Origin of the sequence: Pseudomonas putida (assembly GCF_002741075.1) — a bacterium.
Taxonomy (GTDB): Bacteria; Pseudomonadota; Gammaproteobacteria; order Pseudomonadales; family Pseudomonadaceae; genus Aquipseudomonas; species Aquipseudomonas putida_T.
The window spans coordinates 3,924,777-3,949,667 of the sequence record NZ_CP016634.1; the positions used below are offsets into that span (position 1 = coordinate 3,924,777).

Sequence of the window (24,891 nt, forward strand, 5' to 3'; positions counted from 1 at the left end):
CGCGAATACGTCAGCATGCTGGCCGTCGCATTCGCGGATAACGCCCCTACGCGTTGCTGTTACACACATCCGGTGTGTGCTGCATCTGGAAACAAGCGGCGCTCAATCCCTCAAGTCCGACTCATGGATCGGGTTGGCTCGGCTGGTCGCGCGTTGGTATTGGGCCGGCCAAGTGGCCTTGTTGCCGCCCAGGTCATCGTCGGCATGCAGGGGCCAGTAGGGGTCGCGCAGCAGTTCGCGGGCGAGGAAGATGATGTCCGCCTGACCGGTTCGCAAAATGTGCTCGGCCTGGGCCGGCTCGGTGATCATTCCGACCGTGCCGGTGGCGATTTCCGACTCCTTGCGCACCCGCTCGGCGAAACGAGTCTGGTAACCAGGACCAGTTGGGATTTCGGCGTTGACCGAGGTACCGCCTGAGGATACGTCGATCAGGTCCACGCCAATCGCCCTCAGCCGCCGGGCGAGTTCGACGGTCTCATCCGGGTTCCAGCCGTCCTCGACCCAATCGGTGGCCGACACCCGCACGAACAGTGGCAACTCCTGTGGCCAGACGCTGCGCACCGCCTCGGTCACCTCCAGGGTGAGGCGGATGCGGTTTTCGAAACAACTGCCATAACGGTCCCGACGCTGGTTGCTCAGCGGCGAAAGGAACTGATGCAACAGATAGCCGTGGGCCGCATGCACCTCGACCACCTTGAAGCCCGCGGCCAACGCCCGACGAGCGGCATCGGCAAAAGATTGGACGATACCGGCGATCTCATCCTCGGAAAGTTCGCGGGGCACGGTGTGTTCTGGGTCGAAGGCAATTCGTGAGGGGCCGACCGGCTGCCAGCCGCCCTCCTCGACCGTGACGCTGCCATGTTTGCCCAGCCAGGGTCGATGGGTGCTGGCCTTGCGGCCGGCGTGGGCAAGCTGGATGCCCGGCACGGCGCCTTGGGCGGTGATGAAGCGGGTTATGCGCTGCAAGGGGGGGATCTGTGCGTCGTTCCACAGACCCAGGTCCTCAGCGCTGATGCGGCCGTCGGGGGTCACCGCTGTCGCTTCGGTGATCACCAGGCCAGCGCCGCCAACGGCGCGGCTGCCCAGGTGCACCAAGTGCCAGTCATTGGCCAGACCATCGATAGCGGAGTACTGGCACATGGGGGAAACGGCGATGCGGTTGGGCAGGGTCAACTGACGCAGGGTGTAAGGCTCGAGCAGCAGGCTCATGAGGGCACCTCCCAGGGACTCCAATGGTTTGGCCGGTCCGGGCACTTGTGTGGGACCTTGGTCCGGTATTGGTCTTTTTCAGACTAGACCAGATAGGGGGTGGTGGTTTTTTTGTGTTGGTTTGGGGCTTGGGCTTGGGCTTTCAGGTTGTATGTATATCCGGGGTTGGTGGTGGCGCCACCGGCGCTTTTCGCCTTTACGGCGACCTACTTTTGCTCTTCCCTCCATGTCAGGATAGTTGTCGCCCGTCTCATTCGATGGAGGGCGTAGGACTGTCTCATGAAACAACGCCGTTATACCGCTGAGGAGAAAGCCTGGGCGTTGCAGCAAATGTCGGCGCCTTTCAGCCGTCCGGTCACAGAGTTGGCTAAGCAAACAGGCATTACTACTGTCACACTTCGGGCTTGGCGTAATGAAGCCAAGACCCAGGGAGTGCAAATGGCAGGAACAGGTAAACGCAATGGGCGCTGGAGCAGCGCTGACAAGTTCAGAGCTGTGCTTCAGACGGCTGCAATGAGCGAAGCAGAGATTTCAGAATACTGCCGAAGTGCAGGAATTCTGCCGTCGGATCTGGTGCTGTGGCGTACAGCTTGTGAGCAGGCGAATACTCCAACCCAGCAAGAACCCGTCAAAGATATCGCGTCGGTCAAGCGTATCGAGCAACTGGAGCGTGAGTTACGGCGTAAAGAAGCGGCTTTGGCAGAAACGGCGGCGTTGTTGGTACTGCGAAAAAAGGCCGATGCGATCTGGGGCAAGGACGAGGACGAATGACCAGTGCTGCAGATCGCACAACTGCCCTTCAGTTGATTGACGCCGCTGTAAGAGCAGGCGCTCGTCAAAGTGCTGCCTGTGAAGAGTTGGGACTCACTGAGCGCACGGTGCAACGATGGCGCCATCAACCTGAAGATGGGCGGCCTGGCGCAGCCCGCCCTGAGCCAGCCAACAAGCTCAGCGAACGTGAGCGCTTGGCCCTTTTGGATGCAGCCAATCGCCCTGATTGCGCCGACCTCACACCGCATGAAATCGTGCCGAAGTTGGCAGATGAAGGCCTCTACCTAGCCTCGGAATCGACATTTTATCGAGTGCTCAAGTCAGCGGGCCAAGCACACAGGCGTGGGCGTAGTCGAAGACCAAAGGCCAGACCACTCACGACCCATAGGGCGAGTGGGCCCAATCAGGTTTGGTGTTGGGACATCACTTGGTTACCGAGTACTATCAAAGGACGTTTTTTCTATTGGTATATGGTCAAAGATATCTACAGCCGCAAGCTGGTCATGAATGAAGTACACGAGGCAGAAAGTGCTGAACATGCCAGTATCCTGCTGGAGCGCGCCTGCCTACGTGAAGGGATTCGCCCGGATACATTAGTGCTTCATTCAGACAATGGCAGTGCGATGAAGGGCGCGACAATGCTCGCTGCGCTACGTGACCTTGGTGTTCTGCCATCTTTCAGCCGCCCGCGGGTCAGCAACGACAACGCCTATGCCGAGGCTCTATTTCGAACAGCTAAGTACTGCTCACGGTGGCCCAGCGTGCCTTTTGGATCGCTCGATGAAGCTCGTATGTGGGTAATGCGGTTTGCTGCCTGGTACAACAATGAACATCGCCATAGCGCGCTCAAATATGTCACCCCCTCGCAGCGACATCATGGTCAAGATGGCGCTTCGCTGAGGCAGCGTGAACAGTTATACGAAGCAGCGCGGCGTCAGAATCCAGGACGATGGGCCCGAGATGTCCGTAACTGGAAATTGCCTAACCATGTGTACTTGAATCGCGAGCGAGATCCAGAGCAAAAGCGCACCGGTTAAACCAGGCACGACAACTACCTTGACGCGCACCGTCTTGGGCAAAAGTAGGCATGGGACAGGCCCAGCAAAAACCGCTGGCTCCCACATGCGGCCCGGCGCTTCGCACCGGGTTCCCTCGCTGCGAAGCCCCGTAAGGCAATGAAGAGAGAACCCCGCCACGGGCGGGGCGTATGCGGGGGAACAGGCCCATGGTTACTTTGGCCAAGACCAAAGTGACCGCCGTAAGGGCGCAAAGGTGACTAAGCGTCACCCCAAAAAACGGAAAGCCCACAAACCTCAAACTAACAACTAATCAGCTCACCGCGGCTCCATGTGCGCAATCATCAACTGCACACTCTCATTCCCCCGAAACTCATTCACATCCAACTTGTAGGCCAACTCCACCCAGCGCACCGTTGGATTCGGCCAGATATCCCGATCGATACCAAAGGCGATGCCATCGAGCTTGACCGAACCACACTCGCTCTTGAGCACTACCTTCAAATGCCGCTCTCCCACCACCCGTTGCTCGACCAACTGGAACACACCATGGAAAAGCGGCTCGGGAAAGTGCTGCCCCCAAGGCCCCGCATGACGCAGGGCACGCGCAAGGTCCAGGTGGAACTCCTCGACCGCGAGGGTGCCGTCAGAGAGCAACCGCCCGGTCAGGTCTTCTTCCACCAGGTGCCGACGAACCTCTTCGTCGAAGGCCTCGGCAAACGCCGGGAAGTTTTCCGCAGGCAAGGACAGGCCAGCCGCCATGGCATGCCCGCCGAACTTGCTGATCAATTGCGGCTGGCGCGCCGCCACCGCATCCAGCGCATCGCGGATATGGAACCCCGGTACCGAGCGGGCAGAGCCTTTGAGCATGCCCTCGCCGACATCGGCGAAGGCGATGGTCGGGCGGTGATAGCGTTCTTTCATGCGCGAGGCGAGGATGCCGATCACACCCTGGTGCCAATCGGCCTCGAACAGGCACAGGCCATACGGCATGGATTCGACCGGCAGGTCCTTGAGCTGGGCCAGGGCTTCACGCTGCATACCTTGCTCGATGGTCTTGCGGTCCTGGTTCAGGCTATCCAGCTCTTGGGCCATCTCCAGCGCCACGGCCGGGTCGTCGCAGAGCAGGCATTCAATGCCCAGACTCATGTCGTCCAGGCGACCGGCGGCATTCAGGCGCGGCCCAAGGATGAAGCCCAGGTCCGTGGAGGTGATGCGCCGGTGATCGCGCCGGGCGACTTCGAGAATGGCCTTCAGGCCAGGGCGGGCGCGGCCGGCACGGATGCGCTCCAGGCCCTGGTGCACCAGGATGCGGTTGTTGGCATCCAGCGGGACGACATCAGCGACACTGCCCAGGGCGACCAGGTCGAGCAGTTCGCCGATGTTGGGTTGCGGTTGTTGATCGTAGCGCCCCAAGGCGCGCAGGCGAGCCCGCAGCGCCATGAGGACATAGAAGATCACCCCCACGCCAGCCAACGCCTTGCTGGGGAAGTCGCACCCAGGCTGGTTCGGATTGACGATGGCATCGGCATCGGGCAATTGCGCGCCCGGCAGGTGGTGGTCGGTCACCAATACCTTGAGCCCGGCGGCCTTGGCTGCCGCCACGCCCTCGACACTGGAAATGCCGTTGTCCACCGTGATCAGCAGCTGGGGCTCACCCTGCAAGGCCACTTCGACGATCTCCGGTGTCAGCCCATAACCGTACTTGAAGCGGTTGGGCACCAGATAATCGACATGGGCCGCGCCCAGGAGGCGAAGCCCCAGAACACCGACAGTACTGGCTGTGGCCCCGTCGGCATCGAAGTCGCCGACGATGACGATACGCTGGCGCTGATCCAGCGCCTCCAGCAACAGGTCCACCGCCGCATCGATGCCCTTGAGCTGCTGGTACGGCAACAAGCGCGCCAGGCTCTTGTCCAGTTCGGTCTCGGACTGCACGCCACGGGCGGCGTACAGGCGGGTCAGCAAAGGGGGCAGGTTACCGAGGAACGGCAGGCTCGGCGGCAGGGGGCGGGGTTCGATACGCATGGGGCCTTCGACAATCAGAGAGGGAACAGGTCAGCCGCGCTCACCGAGCAGCCACTCAAGCTGCACTTCGTGCTGGCCGCGGTCGTCGGTCACGAACACAGTGCCTTCACTGATCATCACGTCCCACTTGATCGAGCGGGGCATGTCCGTGGCCAGGATCTCCAGCACATCCTGGGGAACCGCGGCGATGCTGAGGTTCTTCAGGCCCTTGACTGCATCGACGACTTTGTTCTGCCATACCCGCAGACTGCCGTAGGCCAACAGACTGGTACGCTCGGTACGACGCGAGCACCAAGTCAGGCGCTCGGCGTCTGGCTGGCCGACTTCGATCCAGTGCAGGATGCGGTCGTCCAGGCTCTTTTCCCACAGGGCCGCTTCATCCACGTCGGACAGGCCACGGCCAAACGACAGGTTCCCGTTGTACCAGAGCGCGTAGGCCAACAGGCGTACAGCCATGCGCTCCTCGGTTTCCGACGGGTGACGGGCGATGGTCTGACGGACGCTCTCGTACACACCGCGGTCGAGGTCGGTCAGATTCAGTTCGAACTTGTAAGTGGTGGACGGCTGGGCCATGGGTGGGGGCTTCTTGCGAAAATAAAAGTCACACAGTCTAACCGATCCCGCTCATCGTTGCGCCGCGGCAGTACCTGCCGTCGACGACCTATGATAAAACCACGGGCTAAGCCCAGCTGCTACGGATGCCCCATGCCCACGCCAAGCAAACCCCTCGCCGGCCTGAAAGTGATCGAGCTCGGCACCCTGATCGCCGGCCCCTTCGCCTCGCGAATCTGCGCCGAATTCGGTGCCGAGGTCATCAAGGTCGAGTCGCCCGATGGCGGCGACCCGCTGCGCAAATGGCGCAAGCTGTACGAGGGCACTTCGCTGTGGTGGTTCGTCCAGGCACGCAACAAGCAATCGCTGACCCTCAACCTCAAGCACCCCGAAGGCCGTGAAGTGCTCAAGCGCCTGCTGGCCGAGGCGGACATCCTGATCGAGAACTTCCGCCCCGGCGTACTGGAAAAATTGGGCCTGGGCTGGGACGTGCTGCACGCACTCAACCCACGTCTGGTAATGGTACGCCTGTCCGGCTTCGGCCAGACCGGGCCGATGAAGGATCAGCCCGGTTTCGGCGCGGTAGGCGAGTCCATGGGCGGCCTGCGTTACATCACAGGTTTCGAGGACCGCCCGCCGGTACGCACGGGCATCTCCATCGGCGACTCGATCGCGGCCCTGTGGGGCGTGATCGGCGCCTTGATGGCCCTGCGCCACCGCGAGGTCAATGGGGGCCAAGGGCAAGTGGTGGACGTGGCACTGTACGAGGCCATTTTCGCGATGATGGAAAGCATGGTGCCGGAATTCGACGTGTTCGGTTTCATCCGCGAGCGCACCGGCAACATCATGCCCGGCATCACGCCCTCCTCCATCCACACCAGCGCCGACGGCAAGCATGTGCAGATCGGCGCCAATGGCGATGCCATCTTCAAGCGTTTCATGCAGGCCATCGGCCGCGACGACCTGGCCGATGACCCAAGCCTGGCCAGCAACGACGGCCGAGACCTGCGCCGCGACGAGCTGTATGGCGTCATCGACCGTTGGGTCAATAGCCTGCCATTGGAAGAGGTCATGCAGGCCCTCACCCAGGCCGAGGTGCCGGCCAGCCGCATCTATTCGGCCGAGGACATGTTCAGCGACCCGCAGTATCTGGCTCGCGAAATGTTCCTCCAGGCCAAACTGCCCGATGGCAAGCCGTTCAAGATGCCTGGCATCGTCCCTAAGCTTTCGGATACGCCAGGCTCCAGCGAGTGGGTAGGTCCAACCTTGGGCGAACACACCGAGTCGGTGTTGACGCGTCTTGGCTACGACGCTGTGGCCATCAGTCGGCTGCGCGAAACCGGTGCGGTCTGATCGCCTACCGATGCGAGGAATTGCCAGGCGTCTGCTCGGGCTGCTGATCATCCTGTGCGCAATGCTGCCGGTGTTGGGACAGTCCAAGGAGCGCCTGGTCTGGCTGGTGCGCGATCTGCCGCCATTCACCATCTTCGAAGGTACGGCCAAGGGCCAGGGCGTCGTTGACAACCTGCTGCCTCGATTGATTGCACAGATGCCCGAGTACGACCACAGCATCGTCAGGGTCAACCGTGCGCGGGGCATCCAGATGCTCCAAGAGCCCAGTTTTACCTGCGATCCGACGCTGCTCTGGACGCCGGAGCGGGCCAAGTTCGTGCATTACTCCATCCCGTCGCTGGGTGTGCTGAGCAGCGGGGTGGTGATACGCAAGCAGGACCAAGCGCTCCTGGCGCCGTTCCTCGACAACCAACAGGTCGACCTCAAGCGCTTGCTGGGCCAGACTCGACTCAAGCTTGGCATCGTCGCCGAACGCAGCTACAGCGTTCAAATCGACGAAATCCTCCGCCAGCTACCCGACACAGCGTTGAGCCGTCATTACGGCAATGACGCTACCGCCAATTTGCTACAAATGCAGCGCTTGGGCCGCCTTCAACTGGTCCTGGGCTACTGGCCGGAAATGCGCTATCTGATTCAGGCTCAGGGCAATAACCCGGACGAGTATGCTTTTCACCCGATCCAAGGTGTGAACCGCTATCAGTTTCTGCATGTGGGCTGCTCCGATACGCCCCAGGGGCGCGAAGCCATCAGTCAGATCGATCACCTGCTGCCTGCCCTGCGTCGCGAGACACTGCCAGAATTCTATGCCCGCTGGCTGGCCCCTGAAGAGCATGAGCAGTACCTGGCCGACAGTCAGCACTTTTTCGATACCCAGGCCGACAGCCCCGAGGAACACTGAGCTGGGCGATTGGCTGTAAAAAAAGAAACCCCGGGCGCAGGAAGGAACGCCCAGGGTCGAACGAAAGTCAGGGGACTTTCAGGAGCAGTCTTCAGCACCGGAGCAAAGCGCTGTCGACCTGCTCTTACCGATTCTGATGAAACCCTCAGACAAAGGTTCCGGAAAATGCTCGCTGATGCTGCAAGGCAGCGATCACACAAGGTTGCAGACGCCCTTCAGCGATCTGCAGGTCTCGGTGCAGGCCATCGACCAGGTCAACCAGCAAGCGCTGGTCCTCCAGCTGGCGCAGGCTGACCGAACGCCTGAGCGTCACATCACCCTGCTGATCGATCACACTGAGTTGGCGGTTGCCGCTGGCGTCTGTTTCGCCGAGCAGGGCATGGTAAGGGGTCAAGGCGTCGTTGAGCAGTTTGCAGATTCTTTCCATCCGGCGTACTCACTGTTCGAGGAAGCTATCGGAACTGACCACCAGACGCCGTGCAAAGTTCGCTCATGCCGCGCCGGTATCAGTGAGCATGCGCGGGGTACATGACAGTTTGAATATGTCCCTCGGACCCTTGATGGATACGCTCCAGAGCCCGTTGCAGGCTCGGCATCACCAATGGCCAGGACAGCTCGCCGACAACCCGAACGCCCTGGCGTCGGGCCTCCCGGGCCAGACCTTCGCCATGATCGGTTGATTGTCCGACGAACAATAACGCACAAGGCCGCTGCGCCTGCGCCACCTGCCGGAGCAGGGTTCGGCCGCAATGCACCGGCAAGCCATGATCGAGGATCAGCAGATCAACGATTCCCCGCTGGGATAAGCAGCCCTTTGCCTCGGCCAGGTCCTGGGCTACACGCACATTGAAGACGCCTTGTGCATTGCAGGCCTGGTGCAGCGAGATATCGTGGGAAGGTCGTGCGTGAATCAGTACGTTGAGCCAATGCATGAACCGCTCCTGGAGTAGCACTACGCCCTTGTGGATAGGCGAGTCACTCTAGAAGGCCCCATGCAACGGCAGGAATAGGAAATTACTTAAGCTTCTGAAGAAAGATCCGACTCATCGCGTGGAGGCGAGTAGGACGCCGCCCGGGGCCGCTGCGCGCCCCCGGACGGGTTGAGTCTTAGAGCGGTTTGCCGCGGTTGCCGTGCTGGGCGACGAAGGCCTGGACGGCCTTCAGGTCGTTGGCCAGGACCGTGCAACGCTCGTCACGGCTGAACAGGTCGCTCAGGTGCGCTGGCAGCTCGAGGGCCTTGCCGACGCCTGCCTTTTCCACCGCGTCCGGGAACTTGACCGGATGCGCGGTACCCAGAATGACCATCGGCGTATCCAGACTGCGACGGCACTCACGGGCGGCCTTGACGCCGATCGCGGTGTGCGGATCAAGCACCTCGCCGGTACTGGCAAACACTTCGGCGATGGTCTCGCAGGTCTGCTCATCAGTCACGGCCAGCGAATCGAACAGCTTGCGCGCTTCGGTCCAGCGGTCCTGTTCGACACTGAAGCCCCCGCCCTGCTTGAAACGCTCCATCAGCTCGGCGATGGCGGCACCACTGCGCCCATGCAGGTCGAACAGCAGGCGCTCGAAGTTGGAGGAGACCATGATGTCCATCGATGGCGACAGGGTCGGATGCAGGGTGTCCTTGACGTACTGGTTGCCGCTCATGAAGCGGTGCAGGATGTCGTTGCGGTTGGTCGCCACGATCAGTTGGCTGATCGGCAGGCCCATGTTGCGCGCCAGGTAGCCGGCAAAGATATCGCCGAAGTTACCCGTCGGGACCGAGAAGGCCACCGAGCGGGCCGGGCCACCCAGCTGCAGCGCTGCATGGAAGTAGTAGACGATCTGGGCCATGATCCGCGCCCAGTTGATCGAGTTCACGGCGACCAGACGGGTGCCCTTGAGGAACGACTGGTCCGCGAAGCTGGCCTTGACCATTTCCTGGCAGTCGTCGAAGTTGCCTTCGATGGCGATGTTGTGGATGTTGTCGCCGAAGATGGTCGTCATCTGGCGACGCTGCACCTCCGAGACACGCTGGTGCGGGTGCAGGATGAAGATGTCGACGTTGTCGCAGCGGCGGCAACCTTCGATGGCGGCGGAGCCGGTGTCACCGCTGGTGGCCCCGATGATCACCACGCGCTCGCCGCGCTTGGCCAGGACGTGGTCGAGCAGGCGGCCGAGCAGTTGCAAGGCGAAGTCCTTGAACGCCAGGGTCGGGCCGTGGAACAGCTCCATCACCCACTCGTTGCCCGCCAACTGGCGCAGCGGCGCGACGGCGGCATGAGCGAACTCGCCGTAGGTTTCTTCGAGGATCTTCTTGAAGTCGGCGTCAGCGATGCTGCCATCGACGAACGGGCGCATCACCCGGAAAGCCAGCTCGTGGTACGGCAGGCCAGCCCACGAAGCGATCTCTTCCTGGGTGAAGCGTGGCAGGTTCTCCGGCACGTACAGACCGCCATCGCTGGCGAGGCCTGCCAGCAGGACGTCTTCGAAATTCAGGGCCGGTGCCTGGCCGCGGGTACTGATATAGCGCATGGGTGCAAACCTTCGGTTCTGGGCGCGGGCCGCCGTCGCGGCCCGCCACTGACATTAATTGAGCTGTTCGACGCGGATGCGCACGACCTTGCCGACCACGTCCTGCAGGGCTTCCAGGGCGACGATGGCGTCGTTGATGCGCTGCTCCACCACGCGGTGGGTCAGGAGGATCATCGGCACCAGGCCGTCTTGCTCCTCGGCTTCCTTCTGCATGATCGACTCGATGTTGATGCCACGCTCGGAGAGGATGCTCGCCACCTGGGCCAGTACGCCCGGATGGTCCTTGGCCTGGATGCGCAGGTAGTAGGCGCTTTCACAGGCTTCGATCGGCAGGATCGGGTGAGCCGACAGCGAATCGGGCTGGAAGGCCAGGTGCGGTACGCGGTTTTCAGGGTCGGAGGTCATGGCGCGAACCACGTCGACCAGGTCGGCGACCACCGAAGAGGCGGTCGGCTCCATACCGGCACCGGCACCGTAGTAAAGGGTGGAGCCGGCAGCATCACCGTTGACCATGACAGCGTTCATCACGCCGTTGACGTTGGCGATCAGGCGATCATTGGGGATCAGGGTCGGGTGGACGCGCAGCTCGATGCCGGCGTCAGTGCTGCGGGCCACGCCCAGGTGCTTGATGCGATAGCCCAGGGCCTCGGCGTAGTTGACGTCGGCGGTGGTCAGCTGGGTAATGCCTTCGGTGTAGGCCTTGTCGAACTGCAACGGAATGCCGAAGGCGATGGACGCGAGGATGGTCAGCTTGTGGGCAGCATCGATGCCTTCGACGTCGAAGGTCGGGTCGGCTTCGGCATAACCCAGGGCCTGGGCTTCGGCCAGTACGTCAGGGAAGGCACGGCCCTTGTCGCGCATCTCGGTGAGGATAAAGTTGCCGGTGCCGTTGATGATGCCCGCCAGCCAGTTGATGCGGTTGGCCGACAAACCTTCGCGAATCGCCTTGATCACCGGGATGCCACCGGCCACGGCCGCTTCGAAGGCGACAATGACGCCCTTCTCGCGGGCCTTGGCGAAGATCTCGTTGCCGTGCACGGCAATCAGCGCCTTGTTGGCGGTAACCACGTGCTTGCCGTTCTCGATGGCCTTGAGGACCAGATCACGGGCGATGGTGTAGCCACCGATCAGTTCGATGACGATGTCGATCTCAGGGTTGCTCGCGACTTCGAACACATCAGCGGTAATGGGGGTACCGGTAATCTGGCAGTTCGGGTTCTGCGAGCGCATGGCGATCTGTGCCACTTCAATACCGCGCCCGGCACGGCGGGCAATCTCCTCGGCGTTGCGCTGAAGTACATTGAAGGTTCCGCCACCGACGGTCCCCAACCCACAGATGCCTACTTTGACCGGTTTCACTGTGAACTCCCCATTGAACGGTCGGCGCCTGCGCCGACCGTGAAACTTGCCGTCTCCCCATGGCGACGGCGTAGTGATTGAATTACTTGGCGGCCTTTGCGTCGCTGGCCAGGGCCAGCTTGGCGACCTGCGGTGCCGGCTGGTAACCCGGAATCACCTGGCCGCTCTGCAAGACGATCGCCGGCGTGCCATTGACACCGATCGACTGCCCCAGCTCGAACTGCTTGCTGACCGGGTTGGCGCACTTGGCGGCCTTGATTTCCTTGCCGTCGATCATCTTGTCCAGCGCCGCGCGGCGGTCGCTGGAGCACCAGACGGCCTGCAACTGCTCGTCACCGGGCGAGCCGAGGCCCTGGCGCGGGAAGGCGACATAGCGCACTTCGATACCGCGGCGATTGAGCTCAGGGACTTCGGCGTGCAGCTTGTGGCAATACGGGCAGGTGGTGTCGGTAAACACCGTGATGTGCGACTTGGTCTCGCCCTTGGCAGGATAAACCACCATTTCGGCGGCTGGAATGCCGTTGATGAGCTTGGCGATGCCCTGACGCTCTGTCTTCTCGGTGAGGTTGACCGGCTTGCCATCCTGGATCTGGTACAAGTACCCCTGCATCACGAACTGGCCATCGCCGCTGGCATACAGCACACGACCACCTTGCAGCTTGACTTCATACAGTCCGTTGACCGGGCTGCTGGCGACGCTTTCGACCGGTACGTCCAGCGCGAGGGTCTTGAGGGTATTGCGGATGGCCTGCTCGGCACCGGCGTTGGCATCGGTGGCCGCAGCGACGGCAAAGGTACTGGCCAACGCCAGGGCGGCGGCGGCGAAAATCTGGGTCACGCGCATGGGGTACTCCTGAAGGCGGACGGGGCCGGAAGATGTCGATCCGCGGCAAAAACGCGGCGAGCGGACGGCCCTTGGTGCAAACCGTCCAAGCCTACCACAACAGGCTGGCGCTAAATGCCCTCTCAACCTCCATAGGTCGGAACATGAAAATGATTCATCCACGCGGATGGTGCTGGGCGTGCAGTTGCTGCAAACGCGCCTTGGCCACATGGGTGTAGATCTGGGTAGTGGACAAGTCACTGTGCCCCAACAGCATCTGCACCACTCGCAGGTCGGCCCCGTGATTGAGCAAATGCGTGGCGAAAGCGTGACGCAGGGTATGGGGCGACAGGGGCTTGTCGATCCCTGCGACCCGCGCCTGGTGCTTGATGCGGTGCCAGAAGGTCTGGCGGGTCATCTGCTCGCCACGCTGGCTGGGGAACAGCACATCGCTGGGGCGCCCGTTCAACAGGTCATTGCGACCATCGCGCAGGTAGCGTTCGAGCCACAGCACCGCCTCTTCGCCCATCGGCACCAGGCGCTCCTTGCTGCCCTTGCCCATCACCCGCAGAACCCCCTGTCGCAGGTTGACCTGATCGAGGGTCAGGCTGACCAGTTCGGTCACCCGCAGGCCGCAGGCGTAGAGCACTTCGAGCATGGCTCGGTCGCGCTGACCGATGGCTTCGGCCAGGTCCGGCGCCTGCAGCAGGGCCTCGACATCGTCCTCCGACAAGGACTTGGGCAATGGCCGTCCCAATAGCGGCATTTCCACTTGCAGGGTCGGGTCTACACCTACGAGCTTTTCTCGCAGCAGATAACGAAAGAAGCCACGCAAGCCCGAGAGGAAGCGTGCCGTGGAGCGCGGCTTGTAGCCTTGTTCCAGGCGCCAGGCCAGATGGTCCAGGATCAGGTCACGGCCGGCGTCAAGCAGGGCCACCTCGCGCTCCTGTAGCCAACCATTGAACAGCGCCAGGTCGCTGCGGTAGGAGGCGCGGGTATTGTCGGACAGGCCTTTTTCCAGCCAGAGGGCATCAAGAAACTGGTCAATCAGGGGGTGGTCGAGAGCGGGCATGAAAACTCGGTGGCAAACGGTGCAATGGCGCTTAGTCTTTCATAACAACGTTGGCATAGGGAGCCCATATGAGCGAACAGCAGATTCTCCTGAGTTTCGGTGGCATCGGCGCAGCCGCTCTTGCCTGCCAATGGCTGGCCTGGCGCCTGAAACTGCCAGCGATACTCTTTCTGCTGCTGTGCGGTATTCTGGCCGGACCTGTGCTGGGCTGGCTATCGCCGCAGCAATTGTTCGGCCCGCTGCTGATGCCACTGGTGTCACTGGCCGTGGCCCTGATCCTGTTCGAGGGCAGCCTGACCCTGCATTTGTCCCAATGGCACGAGATCGGCAGCGTGGTGCATCGACTGGTGACGGTGGGCGCCTTGAGCACCTGGCTGGTCATCGCTCTCGCCACCCACTGGCTACTGGGCTTCGAGTGGCCCCTGGCGATCCTCTTCGGCACCCTCACCTTGGTGACAGGCCCAACCGTGATCGTGCCAATGCTGCGGGTGGTGCGCCCCAAGACTGCGATCGCCAACATCCTGCGTTGGGAGGGGATCGTCATCGATCCGATCGGTGCACTGCTGGCCGTGGTGGTCTACAGCTTCATCATTGCCCGCACCGACGGCGACGGGCTGAGTCAGAGCCTGGTGACCTTTGCCGGCGTGATCTTCTGCGGTAGCGCCCTGGGCGCAGCGGGCGGCTGGCTGCTGGGCCAGATCATGCGCGCGCAATGGCTGCCAGAGTACCTGCACAACCTGGCGTCGCTGGCAGCGGTACTGGGCATCTTCATCGCCGCCAACCAGATCGTCCATGAGTCGGGGCTGCTGGCCGTCACGGTCATGGGCATGTGGCTGGCCAACATGCCCGGTGTGGATGTGCGGCAGATCCTGCACTTCAAGGAAAACCTCAGCGTGCTGTTGATCTCGGGGCTGTTCATTCTGCTGGCCGCCCGGCTCGACCTGCATGCGCTGCTGGCATTGGGCCCGGCGGTGTTGGCACTACTGCTGGTCATTCAGTTGCTGGCGCGGCCGCTCAATGTATTGCTGTCGACCTGGGGCTCGAACCTGAACTGGCGCGAGCGCCTGCTGCTGGCCTGGATCGCGCCCCGTGGAATCGTCGCCGCAGCGGTTTCGGCGATCTTCGCCATTCGCCTGGATGAAGCCGGCCACGAGGGGGCGCTGCTGCTGGTTCCTTTGACCTTCGCGGTCATCATCGGCACCGTGGTATTGCAAAGCGCCACCGCAAGGCCACTGGCCCGCCTGCTCAAAGTGGCCGAGCCAGCCCCCAGCGGCTTTCTCATCGTCGGTGCCAATCCACCGGCCCGCGCCATCGCAAAGGCCTTGCAGCAATTGGGCAGCCGGGTGCTGCTGACCGATTCGAGCTGGGAGAACATCCGCGCCGCGCGCATGGATGGACTGCCGACCTACTTCGGTAACCCGGCGTCTCAGCACGCCGACGCCCACTTGGATCTGGTGGGCCTGGGCCATCTACTTGGCCTTTCCCCCGCCGGCGAGCTCAACGCCCTGGCCTGCGCACGCTTTCGCCATGACTTTGGTCCCAATCGACTGTTTGCATTGGCCAGCGGCCTGGAAAAGCAGCGCAGTGACAAGCACCGTGCCAGCGAAGAGCATCGCGGCCAACTGCTCGGTTCAAGCACGATGACCTACGGGCAACTGGCCAATCGCCTGCATCAGGGCGCCGAGCTGTATAGCACCCACCTCACCGACGGCTTCAACTGGCAGGACTACCAAGCGTTGCACGGCGAACGGGCAACCTTGCTTTTCGCCCGAGATAGCAACGGCTGGGTCCATGTCGCCAGTCCGGACTCTCCCCTCAAGCCCCAGCCTGGCTGGACACTGGTGGCGCTGGTGGAGGCCGACCTGGAAGCGAACACCCAGGTCGAGGTACAGACCGCCAATCAGTGAGCGGGAAGCACGGGTACCGGGCGCTTGTCCTCGTCGATGGCGACGAAGCTGAACACACCATGGATGGCCCGTTCGCGGCCATCCAAGTACATGTTCTCGACAAAGACATCCACCTGCACCTGCAAGCTGGTGTTGCCAACCTTGATCACCGTCCCCACCAACTCGACGATCGAGCCCGCAGGAATCGGGTGCTTGAAGTCGATGCGGTCGGTCGATACGGTCACCAGCGGCAAACGACAGAATCGTGTGGCGGCGATGAACGAGACTTCGTCCATCCAAGCCAGGGCGGTGCCGCCGAACAGGGTGTTGTGGTGATTGGTGGTACTGGGGAAGACAGCCTTCGTCACGCGGGTCACCGACAGTTCGGTGCGGCGCTGGATTTCCTGATCTCGAGGGGTGGTCATGAAGTGCTCTTGTCGCAACGGCTTGAAAGCGGTGCCGTCTGATTCGCGGGTAGACCCGCAAAAAGCCTGCACCGCCGATACAGAAATACAATGTCTAGTCCTGAAATAGGTTTACACCTGTTCAGGTAGGCCGACAGGCCTCAAAACGCCCGATGCACAGCATCGGGCGTTTTGTTTTTCAGGGCCATATGAGGCCGTTCTGTGTTGTAGATCTGCACTGCCTCGTCAACCATCTGTCTCGCTTGCTCCAAATCTGCAGGGCTACTCAACAGCAGCTCCATCTTGAGGATTCCGTTGATTCGCTCGGCCAGCGCGTTCTGGTAGCAGTCATACCCATCAGTCATGGAGCACTGAACGCCGTGCCGTTGATGCAGTGACTGGTATAGCGCCGAGCAATATTGGATGCCTCGATCCGAATGGTGGACTAATGGCTGGCGACGACGTCGCTTTCGTAGTGCCTGCTTGAAAGCTTGCGCCACTGACTCGGCATGCAGGCTCTCATGGACGTGGTGGCCAACGATTTTCCTGGAGTACGCATCCGTTATCAGGCTCAGGTATAGCGGGCCGTTACGTGCGGGCAGGTAAGTAATGTCGGCCACCCAGACATGTTCCGGCCTTGTCGGAACAATCTGGCTTGGCCCGGGCTTGAGTAAGTTGGGGTGGCGGTAGAAGCGATGAAAGCTTTGTGTTGTCTTGTGGTAGGCCCGCTTAGGCAGTACGAGCAAACGGCGCTCTCCCAAGACTTGGAACAGCCTATCTCGGCCGATCTGGAGTCGTCTGTCAGGCTGGCAATGCAGCAGATAGTGCAGCTTGCGTGTACCCAGACGAGGCTGGCGCATCCGGACTTGCTGAACAAACTTAACCACCCGGTCTGCCTGGCGCTCTTTGCCATCAGCGGCTCGGTTGCGTTTGTAGTAAGCCTGTCGACTGATGCCTAGAAACTGACAAGCCCTGGCAATGCTCAGTCCTGCGACTTGACCTTGCGAGAGGACTTGCCGGATCGCTTTTTTACGACCGAAACACCATAGTCATTTTTCAGAACATCGACGACCGTCTCGAAGAACTGGGCCTTCTGGCTCATCAGCTCAAGCTGCTGCTCAAGCTCTTTGATCCGCTGCTCTGGAGTGAGCGGTTTGGGGTCAGACATCGCGCAGCTCCTCTCGGCTCGGATCGATGCCCCTTGGCTCCAATCCTGCCGACCGTGCTTACGCAACCATACCAGAACCGTCGATCGACCCTGGATGCCATACCGTTCCTGGGCCTGGCCGTAGGTCATCTCGCCTTTTTCAATCTGATCAACCACCGCCAATTTAAAAGACAGTGAGTAATCTCGCTGTGTGCGCTTTACACCTTGCTCCATCTGACTCTCCGGAAATTCGGGATGGGAGGTGTAAACCTTATTCAGGACGGGACACAAAAAGCAAAAAAGCAGCCCGAAGGCTGCTTTTTTTCTCGCAAGGTGGCCTCGACGGCCACCCGGCAAACGGCACTTAGGCCAGTTTTTCCTTGATGCGAGCGGCTTTGCCGGACAGGTCGCGCAGGTAGTACAGCTTGGCCTTACGCACGTCACCACGACGTTTCACGGACAGGCTGTCGATCTGCGGGCTGTAGGTCTGGAAGGTACGCTCTACGCCAACGCCGCTGGAGATCTTGCGCACGGTGAAGGCGCTGTTCAGGCCGCGGTTGCGCTTGGCGATAACGACACCTTCGAACGCCTGCAGACGGGAACGGTCACCTTCCTTCACTTTAACCTGGACGACAACGGTGTCGCCTGGTGCGAAGGCTGGGATTTCCTTGTTCATCTGCTCGGCTTCGAGCTGCTGGATGATCTTGTTGGTCATGCTGTGCTCCTAAGGCGGATAACTTGATCCACCATCGATACGTTAACTATCGTCCCGCTCGCGGAGGTATTCCTCGAGCAGCTTCTTCTCTTCTCCAGAAAGCGAGCGACTTTCCAGAAGATCGGCGCGTCGTTCGAAGGTCCTACCAAGGGACTGCTTCAACCGCCAACGCCGGATGTGTGCATGGTTGCCACTAAGCAACACGTCGGGAACGCGCTGATCCGCATACACCTCCGGTCGGGTGTAGTGCGGGCAATCGAGCAGACCGTCGGTGAAGGAGTCTTCCTCCGCCGAGTCCACATGCCCTAAAGCTCCGGGCAGCAGTCGCGTAACCGCATCGATCAGCACCATGGCCGGCAGCTCGCCACCGGAAAGCACATAGTCACCAATCGACCACTCTTCATCGACATGAGCCTCGATAAAACGCTCGTCGATGCCTTCGTAACGACCGGCGATCAGGATCAACGATTCCTGTTGCGCCAGGTCTTTGACCGCCTGCTGAGTCAGCTTGCGGCCTTGTGGCGAGAGGTAGATCACCTTCGCCGATGCTCCGGTCGCTTGCCTGGCACTGGCCAGGGCATCTTCCAGAGGCTTGATCTTCATCACCATGCCCGGACCACCGCCAAACGGCCGATCATCCACCGTGTGGTGACGATCAGTGGTGTAGTCCCGCGGGTTCCAGCAGGTCACTTGCAGCAACCCCTGTTTCACCGCGCGGCTGGTAATGCCGTACTCCGTGATGGCCGAGAACATCTCGGGGAACAACGTGACGACTTCTACTCGAAGGTTACCCATCGTTTAGAAATCCGCGTCCCACTCGACCCGCATCACGCCTGCTTCCAGGTCGACTGCCAGCACACATTGCTCCGTATAGGGCAACAGTCGCTCGCGATCATCCAGGCTGCCTGCGCAAGGCTTGACCACCATTACATCGTTCGCACCGGTCTCCAACAGGTGATCGATCTTGCCGAACAGGTGTTCGTCCTGATTGATGACCTTCAGACCGACCAACTGGTACCAGTAGTACTCGTCAGCGGCCAGGTTGGGCAAAAGGCTCCGCGGAATGCAGATTTCGTAACCGCTCAGAAGACGGGCTTCATCACGATCATCGAGGCCTTTCAGTTTCACGACCAGGCCCTTTTGGGAGCCACGACCGTTGACCAGCTCGACCTGTTTTACCTTGCCTTCGTGCCGAAGCGTCCAGCGTGGATAATCCAACAGGTTTTCAATCGGATCGGTAAAGGAATACACCTTCACCTCGCCGCGAACGCCGTGAACCGAAAAAATCTTGCCGACGACAATGAGGGCGTCAGCGTTTTCTGGCGTCGCGTTCATACTGCTCAGGCAGCGGCCTTAGCAGCGTCCTTCAGCAGCTGAGCAACGCGCTCAGACGGCTGTGCGCCCTGGCTCAGCCAGTAGTTGACGCGTTCCTGATTGACCGACAGCTTGACTTCAGCGCCGGAAGCAACCGGGTTGAAGAAGCCAACGCGCTCAACGAAACGGCCGTCACGGGCGTTACGGCTGTTGGTCACGGTCAGGTGATAGAAAGGGCGCTTCTTGGAGCCGCCACGGGCAAGACGGATGGTTACCATGTGAACATCGTTCCTATAGTCGGTGCTGCAAATCTGAATGCCCAAATGGGCACAGGGTGCCCAAAAGGCCGCATATTCTCGGGGAATACACGGACATTTGCAAATGCCTTTTTCGGCGTGGGTCTACCACACCGTTCAGATCTGCCGGTTAAGCCGCGAATTTCGCGACATCGTTCCCGCCGGAGCGGGATTTCGGGAGGGCTGCCTTATATAAAGGCAACCTCCCAGAATCGAATCAGATCTTCGGCATGCCGCCACCTGGCAGCATCCCGCCTAGGCCACGCATCATCTTGGCCATGCCGCCCTTGGCGGAGAATTTCTTCATCATCTTCTGCATCTGCTTGTGCTGCTTGATCAGCCGACCGACGTCCTGCACCTGGGTGCCAGAGCCGAGGGCGATGCGGCGCTTTCGCGAACCGCTGATGATTTCCGGGTCGCGACGCTCGGCAGGCGTCATGGAGTCGATGATCGCCTCCATCTGCTTGAACTGCTTCTCGGCCGCGCCCTGGGCATTGCCCATCTGCGACAGGTTGACCCCACCGATGCTCGGCAGCTTGTCCATCAGGCCGCCCAGGCCGCCCATGTTCTTCATCTGCTGCAGTTGGTCGCGGAAGTCTTCAAGGTCGAAGCCCTTGCCCTTCTTGAGCTTCTTGGCGAGCTTGTCGGCCTTGGCCTTGTCGATGTTCTGCTCGGCCTGCTCGATCAGGCTGAGCACGTCACCCATGCCCAGAATGCGCGAGGCGATGCGGTCTGGGTGGAAGGGCTCGAGCGCTTCGGTCTTCTCGCCCATACCGATGAACTTGATCGGCTTGCCGGTAATGGCGCGAACCGACAGGGCAGCACCGCCACGGGCATCACCGTCGACCTTGGTCAGCACCACGCCGGTCAGCGGCAGGGCGTCGCCGAAGGCCTTGGCGGTGTTGGCAGCGTCCTGACCGGTCATGGCGTCGACCACGAACAGCGTCTCGACCGGCTTGACCGCGGCGTGCAGCGCCTTGATCTCGTCCATCATATCGGCATCGATGTGCAGACGACCGGCGGTGTCGACGATGACCACGTCGATGTATTTGAGCTTGGCTTCGCGGATCGCTGCTTCAGCGATGGCCACAGGCTTCTGGCTGATGTCGGACGGGAAGAAGGTCACGCCGATATCATTGGCCAGGGTTTCGAGCTGTTTGATCGCCGCCGGACGATAGACGTCGGCCGACACCACCATCACGCTCTTTTTCTTGCGCTCCTTAAGGAAGCGCGCCAGCTTGCCGGCGGTCGTGGTCTTACCTGCACCCTGCAAGCCCGCCATCAGCACCACAGCCGGTGGCGCGGCATTGAGCGCCAGGTCTTCGTTGGCCGCGCCCATCAGCCCTTCGAGCTCGGCCTGGACGATCTTCACGAACGCCTGGCCCGGGGTCAGGCTGCGCGACACCTCAGTGCCGACCGCACGTTCCTTGACGCTGTTGACGAAATCCTTGACCACCGGCAGGGCGACGTCGGCCTCGAGCAGGGCCATGCGCACTTCGCGCAACGTATCCTTGATGTTGTCTTCGGTCAGCTTGGCCTTGCCGGTGACATGGCGCAGCGTCTGTGACAAGCGGTCGGTCAGGTTTTCGAACATGGTGATCCTTTCAGGCCCTAATAAAGCCGAGGTTTTTCAGGCACCCAGGTGAAGATGTACACGCCCCGGGCACAACAAGGCGGCGATTATAGCGAAGAGCGAGGGCTGCGCACACCTTGGTGCTGACCACCGGGGGGATGCTTGGTCTATTGGCGGGTACACCACGCTCATCAGGATCACCGCCAGGCCTGTGGGACCGGGTTTACTCGCGAATGGGCCCGTACACTCAATCGAGGCTGTTACGTCAACAGATCTGCCCACGGGTCAGGTCCTACTGCTCTGCAGTCTTCCTAGAGCTGCGGGATCTATGCCAAACTCCGTCCTTTTAGGGCTTGCCTACCAGGACTTATGCTCTCTTCCCCCAGCCTCATCCCCAACCTGCTCGCCGCCGGGCTCTACATCGCCGCCGCGCTCTACCAAGGCAGTCGCCTGGCCCAGGGCAGCCGCGCCGACAAACGTCTGCTCGGCCTGCTCGGCGCCCTTGCGGTCATCGCCCAGGGCAGCGCCCTGTTCTTCCAGCTGCTCACACCGCTGGGCCTGAGCCTCGACTTCTTCAGCGCCGCCAGCCTGATCGCCGTCGCGGTCATCTCGCTGACCTTGCTGGCCTGCCTGCGCATCCCGGTCGAAAATCTGCTGATGCTGCTGTTCCCACTCGGTGCGGTGACGGCCCTTCTGGCCCAGTTCGCCCCACCCGGCACCGTACCGCTGGTCAACGAGGAGCCTGGGATCCTGGCGCATATCCTGCTCTCGATCCTGGCCTATGGCTTGTTCACCATCGCCGTGTTCCAGGCCCTACTCCTGCTGCTGCAGGACCATCAGCTCAAGCACAAGCACCCTTCCGGCCTGATCCGTAACTTCCCGCCCCTGCAAACCATGGAGAGCCTGTTGTTCGGCTTCCTCTGGGCAGGCTGGGGCCTGCTGTCGCTGTCGCTGTTGTCCGGCTGGCTGTTCCTGGACAACCTGTTCGCCCAGCACCTGGTGCACAAGACGCTGCTATCCTGTGTGGCCTGGGTGGTGTTCGGCCTGCTGCTGTGGGGACGCACCCGCCTGGGCTGGCGGGGTCACAAAGCGATCCGCTGGACCCTCGCCGGTTTCTGCCTGCTGATGCTGGCCTATTTCGGCAGCAAGCTGGTACGTGAATTCATCCTGCATATCTGACGACCGCCCATGGACACCCTGCCGTACGCTCCGCTATTCGGCACCCTGGCACTGGCGCTGCTCTGGTCGGTGCTGTTTACCGCCGTCGATGCGGCCCGCCAGCAACTGAACGGCCATCAGCGCCCCGCTGACAGCGCCGAACCCGCCCTGCCCGCCCAAGCCGTGGTGCTCTGCGCCAGCCTGGGCAAGCTGCTGGTGCTGGGCCTGGCCTGCCTGATCGGCCAGCGCTACAACGGCGAACACGGCTTCTGGATGGCAGGACTGGCCGCCACCCTCACGCTACTGGTTTTGGCCGAATACCTGCCCAGGCGCGCCGCCCGGCGCAACCCGCACGCCTTCCTCGGCGTGGGCACCCTGCTCAGGTGGCCTCTGGTCGCGCTGCAACCGCTGGCCTGCCTGCTCGACGGTTGCGCCAAGCTGATCCTTCGCCCCTTGCGCGCACAACCCGCCGCCGTGGCGCTGCACCCACAGGAACATGACGATTTCGAAGAAGGCGAGCCCTTCGACGCGCCACGCCAGGGCCTGCTCGAAGGCCTGCAATCGCTGGACAAGATCACCGTCAACGACATCCTCGTGCCCCGCAACGAGGTGGACGGCATCAACCTGGACGACTCGCTCGAGCAGATCGCCGAACAACTGATCGTCAGCCGCCATACCCGCCTGCCGGTCTACCACAGCGATATCAACCAGGTCGAAGCCATCCTCAACACCAAGCTGATCAGCCATTTGCTGCCTCGTGGCGAGTTGACCCTCCAGGCGCTGCGCGCGGCCTGCTACGAACCCTACTTCGTTCCCGAAAGCACCCCACTGCAACGGCAACTGCTGAACTTCCACAAGCAGCAGCGGCGCCTGGGCGTGGTGGTGGATGAATATGGCGAGGTCCAGGGCATCGTCACCCTGGAAGACATCCTTGAGGAGATCGTCGGCGAGTTCGAGGATGAGCAATCGCTCGAAAACCCGCACGTCCACCCCCTGGCCGATGGCCGCTTCGTGATCGAAGGCACGGCCTCGCTGCGCGAAATCAACCGCAGCCTGGGCTGGCACCTGCCCTGCGACGGCGGCCCGAAGACCCTAAACGGGCTGGTCACCGAGGCGCTGGAAAGCATTCCGGAAAGCGCCGTATGCCTGAAGATCGGCCGCTATCGCTTGGAAATCCTCGAAACAGAGGACAATTGCGCCAGCAAGGTACTGGTCTGGACCGTGACCCGATAGCTATACTCCAGTCACGCTTACCCAGCCCTGCCGTCCCGCCTGCTACCCGCTCCCGGCGCCACACGGCCGGTGCGCTCCACTGACACGCCCCGCGGTCCTGCTTCAACACCCAGAACAGCCCGCTCCCGTCCCTACCCTTGGGCTATCGTCGGTCGAGCGACTCACACTATGACGCTCCGGCGCCCGCACGCCCATGCCTGCCCGGCAGGCTGCGGCCCGCCCATAGGGAGCAATGACTGTCAGGGACCTACACGATGACCACCAGCAGTACCTGTGCCGACGCCTCGGCAGCCCCCGTCAATTCCCCCGCCCGCGTGGCCACCGCCAGCTTCATCGGCACCGCCATCGAGTTCTACGACTTCTATGTCTACGCCACTGCCGCCGCGCTGGTGATCGGTCCGGTGTTCTTCCCGTCGGGGTCAGGCACCGCGCAGATGCTCGCGGCCTTTCTGACCTTCGGTATCGCCTTCCTCGCCCGCCCGCTGGGCTCGGCACTGTTCGGCCACTTCGGCGACCGTATCGGCCGTAAATCCACCCTGGTCGCCTCGTTGCTGCTGATGGGCGTGTCGACGACCCTGATCGGGGTACTTCCCGGGTATGACAGCATCGGCGTCTGGGCGCCGATCATCCTTTGCCTGCTGCGCTTCGGCCAAGGCCTCGGCCTGGGCGGCGAATGGGGCGGCGCGGCGCTGCTGGCCACTGAAAACGCCCCTGAAGGCAAGCGCGCCTGGTTTGGCATGTTCCCGCAGTTGGGCCCCTCCATTGGCTTTTTGGCGGCCAACGGGCTGTTCCTGACACTGGCATTGACGCTCAGCGACGAGCAGTTCCGTGACTGGGGCTGGCGCATTCCGTTCCTGCTCAGCGCCGCGCTGGTGGTCGTCGGCCTGTACGTGCGCCTGAAGCTTGAGGAGAGCCCGGTGTTCGCCAAAGCCGTGGCACGCCATGAGCGGGTGAAGCTGCCGGTGGTGGATCTGTTCGCCAAGTACTGGCTGCCGACCCTGTTGGGCGCTGCGGCGATGGTGGTGTGCTACGCGCTGTTCTACATCTCCACGGTGTTCTCCCTGAGCTACGGAGTGTCGACCTTGGGCTACAGCCGCGAAAGCTTCCTGGGCATGTTGTGCTTTGCCGTGGTGTTTATGGCCTTGGCGACGCCGCTGTCGGCCTGGCTGAGTGACCGCTACGGACGCAAGCCGGTGCTGATCGTCGGCGGCCTGCTGGCGGTGGCATCGGGCTTTACCATGGAGCCGCTGCTGACCTCGGGCTCGACCACCGGCGTTGCGCTGTTCCTGGCCATCGAGCTGTTCTTGATGGGCGTGACTTTCGCGCCGATGGGGGCATTGCTGCCTGAGCTGTTCCCGACCCATGTGCGCTATACCGGCGCCTCGGCGGCCTACAACCTGGGCGGTATCGTCGGCGCCTCGGCGGCCCCGTTCTTCGCCCAGCAGTTGGTGAGCATGGGGGGATTGAGCTGGGTGGGCGGGTATGTGTCAGTGGCGGCAGTGATCAGCCTGATCGCCGTCTTGTGCCTGAAAGAGACACGTAACACGGCACTCTGATACCAGGGGTC

General features: G+C 61.8%; 23 protein-coding genes. 7 read left to right on the top strand and 16 right to left on the bottom strand.

Annotated features, from left to right (window positions below):
- Positions 1–102 precede the first annotated feature (102 nt).
- Positions 103–1,209 carry an NADH:flavin oxidoreductase/NADH oxidase gene (locus tag IEC33019_RS18410; protein ID WP_070094421.1) on the bottom strand — a complete coding sequence of 369 codons (1,107 nt, stop codon included), beginning with the start codon at positions 1,207–1,209 and terminating at the stop codon, positions 103–105.
- Between the two features lie 279 nt (positions 1,210–1,488).
- Here IEC33019_RS18410 and IEC33019_RS18415 point away from each other — a divergent pair.
- Positions 1,489–3,017, top strand: a protein-coding gene (locus IEC33019_RS18415) for an IS3 family transposase (RefSeq protein WP_372340685.1) whose coding sequence is annotated in 2 segments (ribosomal slippage) — positions 1,489–1,945 and positions 1,945–3,017 — 1,530 coding nt in all. Because the reading frame shifts where the segments join, the coding sequence is not laid out codon by codon here.
- 297 nt (positions 3,018–3,314) lie between these two features.
- Here IEC33019_RS18415 and recJ read toward each other — a convergent pair.
- Entirely contained in the window at positions 3,315–5,024 is a 1,710-nt protein-coding gene (recJ, locus tag IEC33019_RS18420) for a single-stranded-DNA-specific exonuclease RecJ (RefSeq protein WP_070094683.1), read from the bottom strand.
- 30 nt (positions 5,025–5,054) lie between these two features.
- A complete protein-coding gene (locus IEC33019_RS18425) occupies positions 5,055–5,597 on the bottom strand; it encodes a YaeQ family protein (RefSeq protein WP_070094682.1) in 543 nt (180 codons plus the stop codon).
- A 132-nt stretch (positions 5,598–5,729) separates the two neighbouring features.
- Between IEC33019_RS18425 and IEC33019_RS18430 the strand changes: the two genes are divergently transcribed.
- The gene (locus IEC33019_RS18430; RefSeq protein WP_070094681.1) at positions 5,730–6,929 is read left to right on the top strand and encodes a CaiB/BaiF CoA transferase family protein; all 1,200 of its coding nucleotides are present in this window, start codon (positions 5,730–5,732) and stop codon (positions 6,927–6,929) included.
- A gap of 10 nt (positions 6,930–6,939) precedes the next feature.
- The gene (locus tag IEC33019_RS18435; protein ID WP_070094680.1) at positions 6,940–7,827 is read left to right on the top strand and encodes a TIGR02285 family protein; all 888 of its coding nucleotides are present in this window, start codon (positions 6,940–6,942) and stop codon (positions 7,825–7,827) included.
- A gap of 145 nt (positions 7,828–7,972) precedes the next feature.
- Here the strand turns inward: IEC33019_RS18435 and IEC33019_RS18440 are convergent, their stop codons facing one another.
- The 6 genes from IEC33019_RS18440 to xerD all read right to left on the bottom strand — a co-directional run bounded on the left by IEC33019_RS18440 (position 7,973) and on the right by xerD (position 13,598).
- A complete protein-coding gene (locus tag IEC33019_RS18440) occupies positions 7,973–8,254 on the bottom strand; it encodes a DUF3509 domain-containing protein (protein ID WP_070094679.1) in 282 nt (93 codons plus the stop codon).
- 79 nt (positions 8,255–8,333) lie between these two features.
- On the bottom strand, positions 8,334–8,759 hold the full coding sequence (locus IEC33019_RS18445; RefSeq protein ID WP_070094678.1) for a response regulator: 426 nt from the start codon (positions 8,757–8,759) through the stop codon (positions 8,334–8,336).
- A 175-nt stretch (positions 8,760–8,934) separates the two neighbouring features.
- A complete protein-coding gene (gene thrC / locus IEC33019_RS18450; RefSeq protein WP_070094677.1) occupies positions 8,935–10,344 on the bottom strand; it encodes a threonine synthase in 1,410 nt (469 codons plus the stop codon).
- A gap of 54 nt (positions 10,345–10,398) precedes the next feature.
- On the bottom strand, positions 10,399–11,703 hold the full coding sequence (locus tag IEC33019_RS18455) for a homoserine dehydrogenase (protein WP_070094676.1): 1,305 nt from the start codon (positions 11,701–11,703) through the stop codon (positions 10,399–10,401).
- Between the two features lie 82 nt (positions 11,704–11,785).
- On the bottom strand, positions 11,786–12,547 hold the full coding sequence (locus IEC33019_RS18460; protein WP_070094675.1) for a DsbC family protein: 762 nt from the start codon (positions 12,545–12,547) through the stop codon (positions 11,786–11,788).
- 154 nt (positions 12,548–12,701) lie between these two features.
- Positions 12,702–13,598, bottom strand: coding sequence for a site-specific tyrosine recombinase XerD (xerD, locus tag IEC33019_RS18465; RefSeq protein WP_070094674.1), 897 nt, complete (start codon positions 13,596–13,598; stop codon positions 12,702–12,704).
- 68 nt (positions 13,599–13,666) lie between these two features.
- Between xerD and IEC33019_RS18470 the strand changes: the two genes are divergently transcribed.
- Complete coding sequence (locus tag IEC33019_RS18470) at positions 13,667–15,505, top strand: cation:proton antiporter (protein WP_070094673.1); 1,839 nt, start codon at positions 13,667–13,669, stop codon at positions 15,503–15,505.
- On the opposite strand, the gene IEC33019_RS18475 is transcribed toward IEC33019_RS18470, so the two are convergent.
- The 7 genes from IEC33019_RS18475 to ffh form a co-directional block, all read right to left on the bottom strand.
- The gene (locus IEC33019_RS18475) at positions 15,499–15,909 is read right to left on the bottom strand and encodes an acyl-CoA thioesterase (RefSeq protein ID WP_070094672.1); all 411 of its coding nucleotides are present in this window, start codon (positions 15,907–15,909) and stop codon (positions 15,499–15,501) included. The genes IEC33019_RS18470 and IEC33019_RS18475 overlap by 7 nt on opposite strands.
- 140 nt (positions 15,910–16,049) lie before the next feature.
- Positions 16,050–17,269 (bottom strand): IS3 family transposase gene (locus tag IEC33019_RS18480; protein ID WP_099593083.1). Its coding sequence is split into 2 segments (ribosomal slippage): positions 16,050–16,921 and positions 16,921–17,269, totalling 1,221 coding nucleotides; the frame shifts between segments, so codons are not numbered across the junction.
- Positions 17,270–17,399: 130 nt separating this feature from the next.
- The gene (gene rplS / locus IEC33019_RS18485) at positions 17,400–17,750 is read right to left on the bottom strand and encodes a 50S ribosomal protein L19 (protein WP_070093150.1); all 351 of its coding nucleotides are present in this window, start codon (positions 17,748–17,750) and stop codon (positions 17,400–17,402) included.
- Positions 17,751–17,792: 42 nt separating this feature from the next.
- A complete protein-coding gene (gene trmD / locus IEC33019_RS18490; RefSeq protein ID WP_070093151.1) occupies positions 17,793–18,545 on the bottom strand; it encodes a tRNA (guanosine(37)-N1)-methyltransferase TrmD in 753 nt (250 codons plus the stop codon).
- A 3-nt stretch (positions 18,546–18,548) separates the two neighbouring features.
- Positions 18,549–19,085: a ribosome maturation factor RimM gene (gene rimM, locus IEC33019_RS18495; protein ID WP_070093152.1), complete on the bottom strand. Its 537-nt coding sequence runs from the start codon at positions 19,083–19,085 to the stop codon at positions 18,549–18,551.
- A 5-nt stretch (positions 19,086–19,090) separates the two neighbouring features.
- Entirely contained in the window at positions 19,091–19,342 is a 252-nt protein-coding gene (gene rpsP / locus IEC33019_RS18500) for a 30S ribosomal protein S16 (protein WP_043212455.1), read from the bottom strand.
- Between the two features lie 235 nt (positions 19,343–19,577).
- Positions 19,578–20,954, bottom strand: a complete 1,377-nt coding sequence (gene ffh, locus IEC33019_RS18505; protein WP_070093153.1) for a signal recognition particle protein — start codon at positions 20,952–20,954, stop codon at positions 19,578–19,580.
- 348 nt (positions 20,955–21,302) lie between these two features.
- Here ffh and IEC33019_RS18510 point away from each other — a divergent pair, with 348 nt between their 5' ends.
- The 3 genes from IEC33019_RS18510 (at position 21,303) to IEC33019_RS18520 (ending at position 24,880) form a co-directional block, all read left to right on the top strand.
- On the top strand, positions 21,303–22,112 hold the full coding sequence (locus IEC33019_RS18510) for a cytochrome C assembly family protein (protein WP_070093154.1): 810 nt from the start codon (positions 21,303–21,305) through the stop codon (positions 22,110–22,112).
- A gap of 9 nt (positions 22,113–22,121) precedes the next feature.
- Positions 22,122–23,324 (top strand): transporter associated domain-containing protein, encoded by a 1,203-nt coding sequence (locus IEC33019_RS18515; RefSeq protein ID WP_070093155.1) that lies wholly within the window; start codon positions 22,122–22,124, stop codon positions 23,322–23,324.
- 254 nt (positions 23,325–23,578) lie between these two features.
- Positions 23,579–24,880 (top strand): MFS transporter, encoded by a 1,302-nt coding sequence (locus IEC33019_RS18520; protein ID WP_070093156.1) that lies wholly within the window; start codon positions 23,579–23,581, stop codon positions 24,878–24,880.
- Positions 24,881–24,891 lie beyond the last annotated feature (11 nt).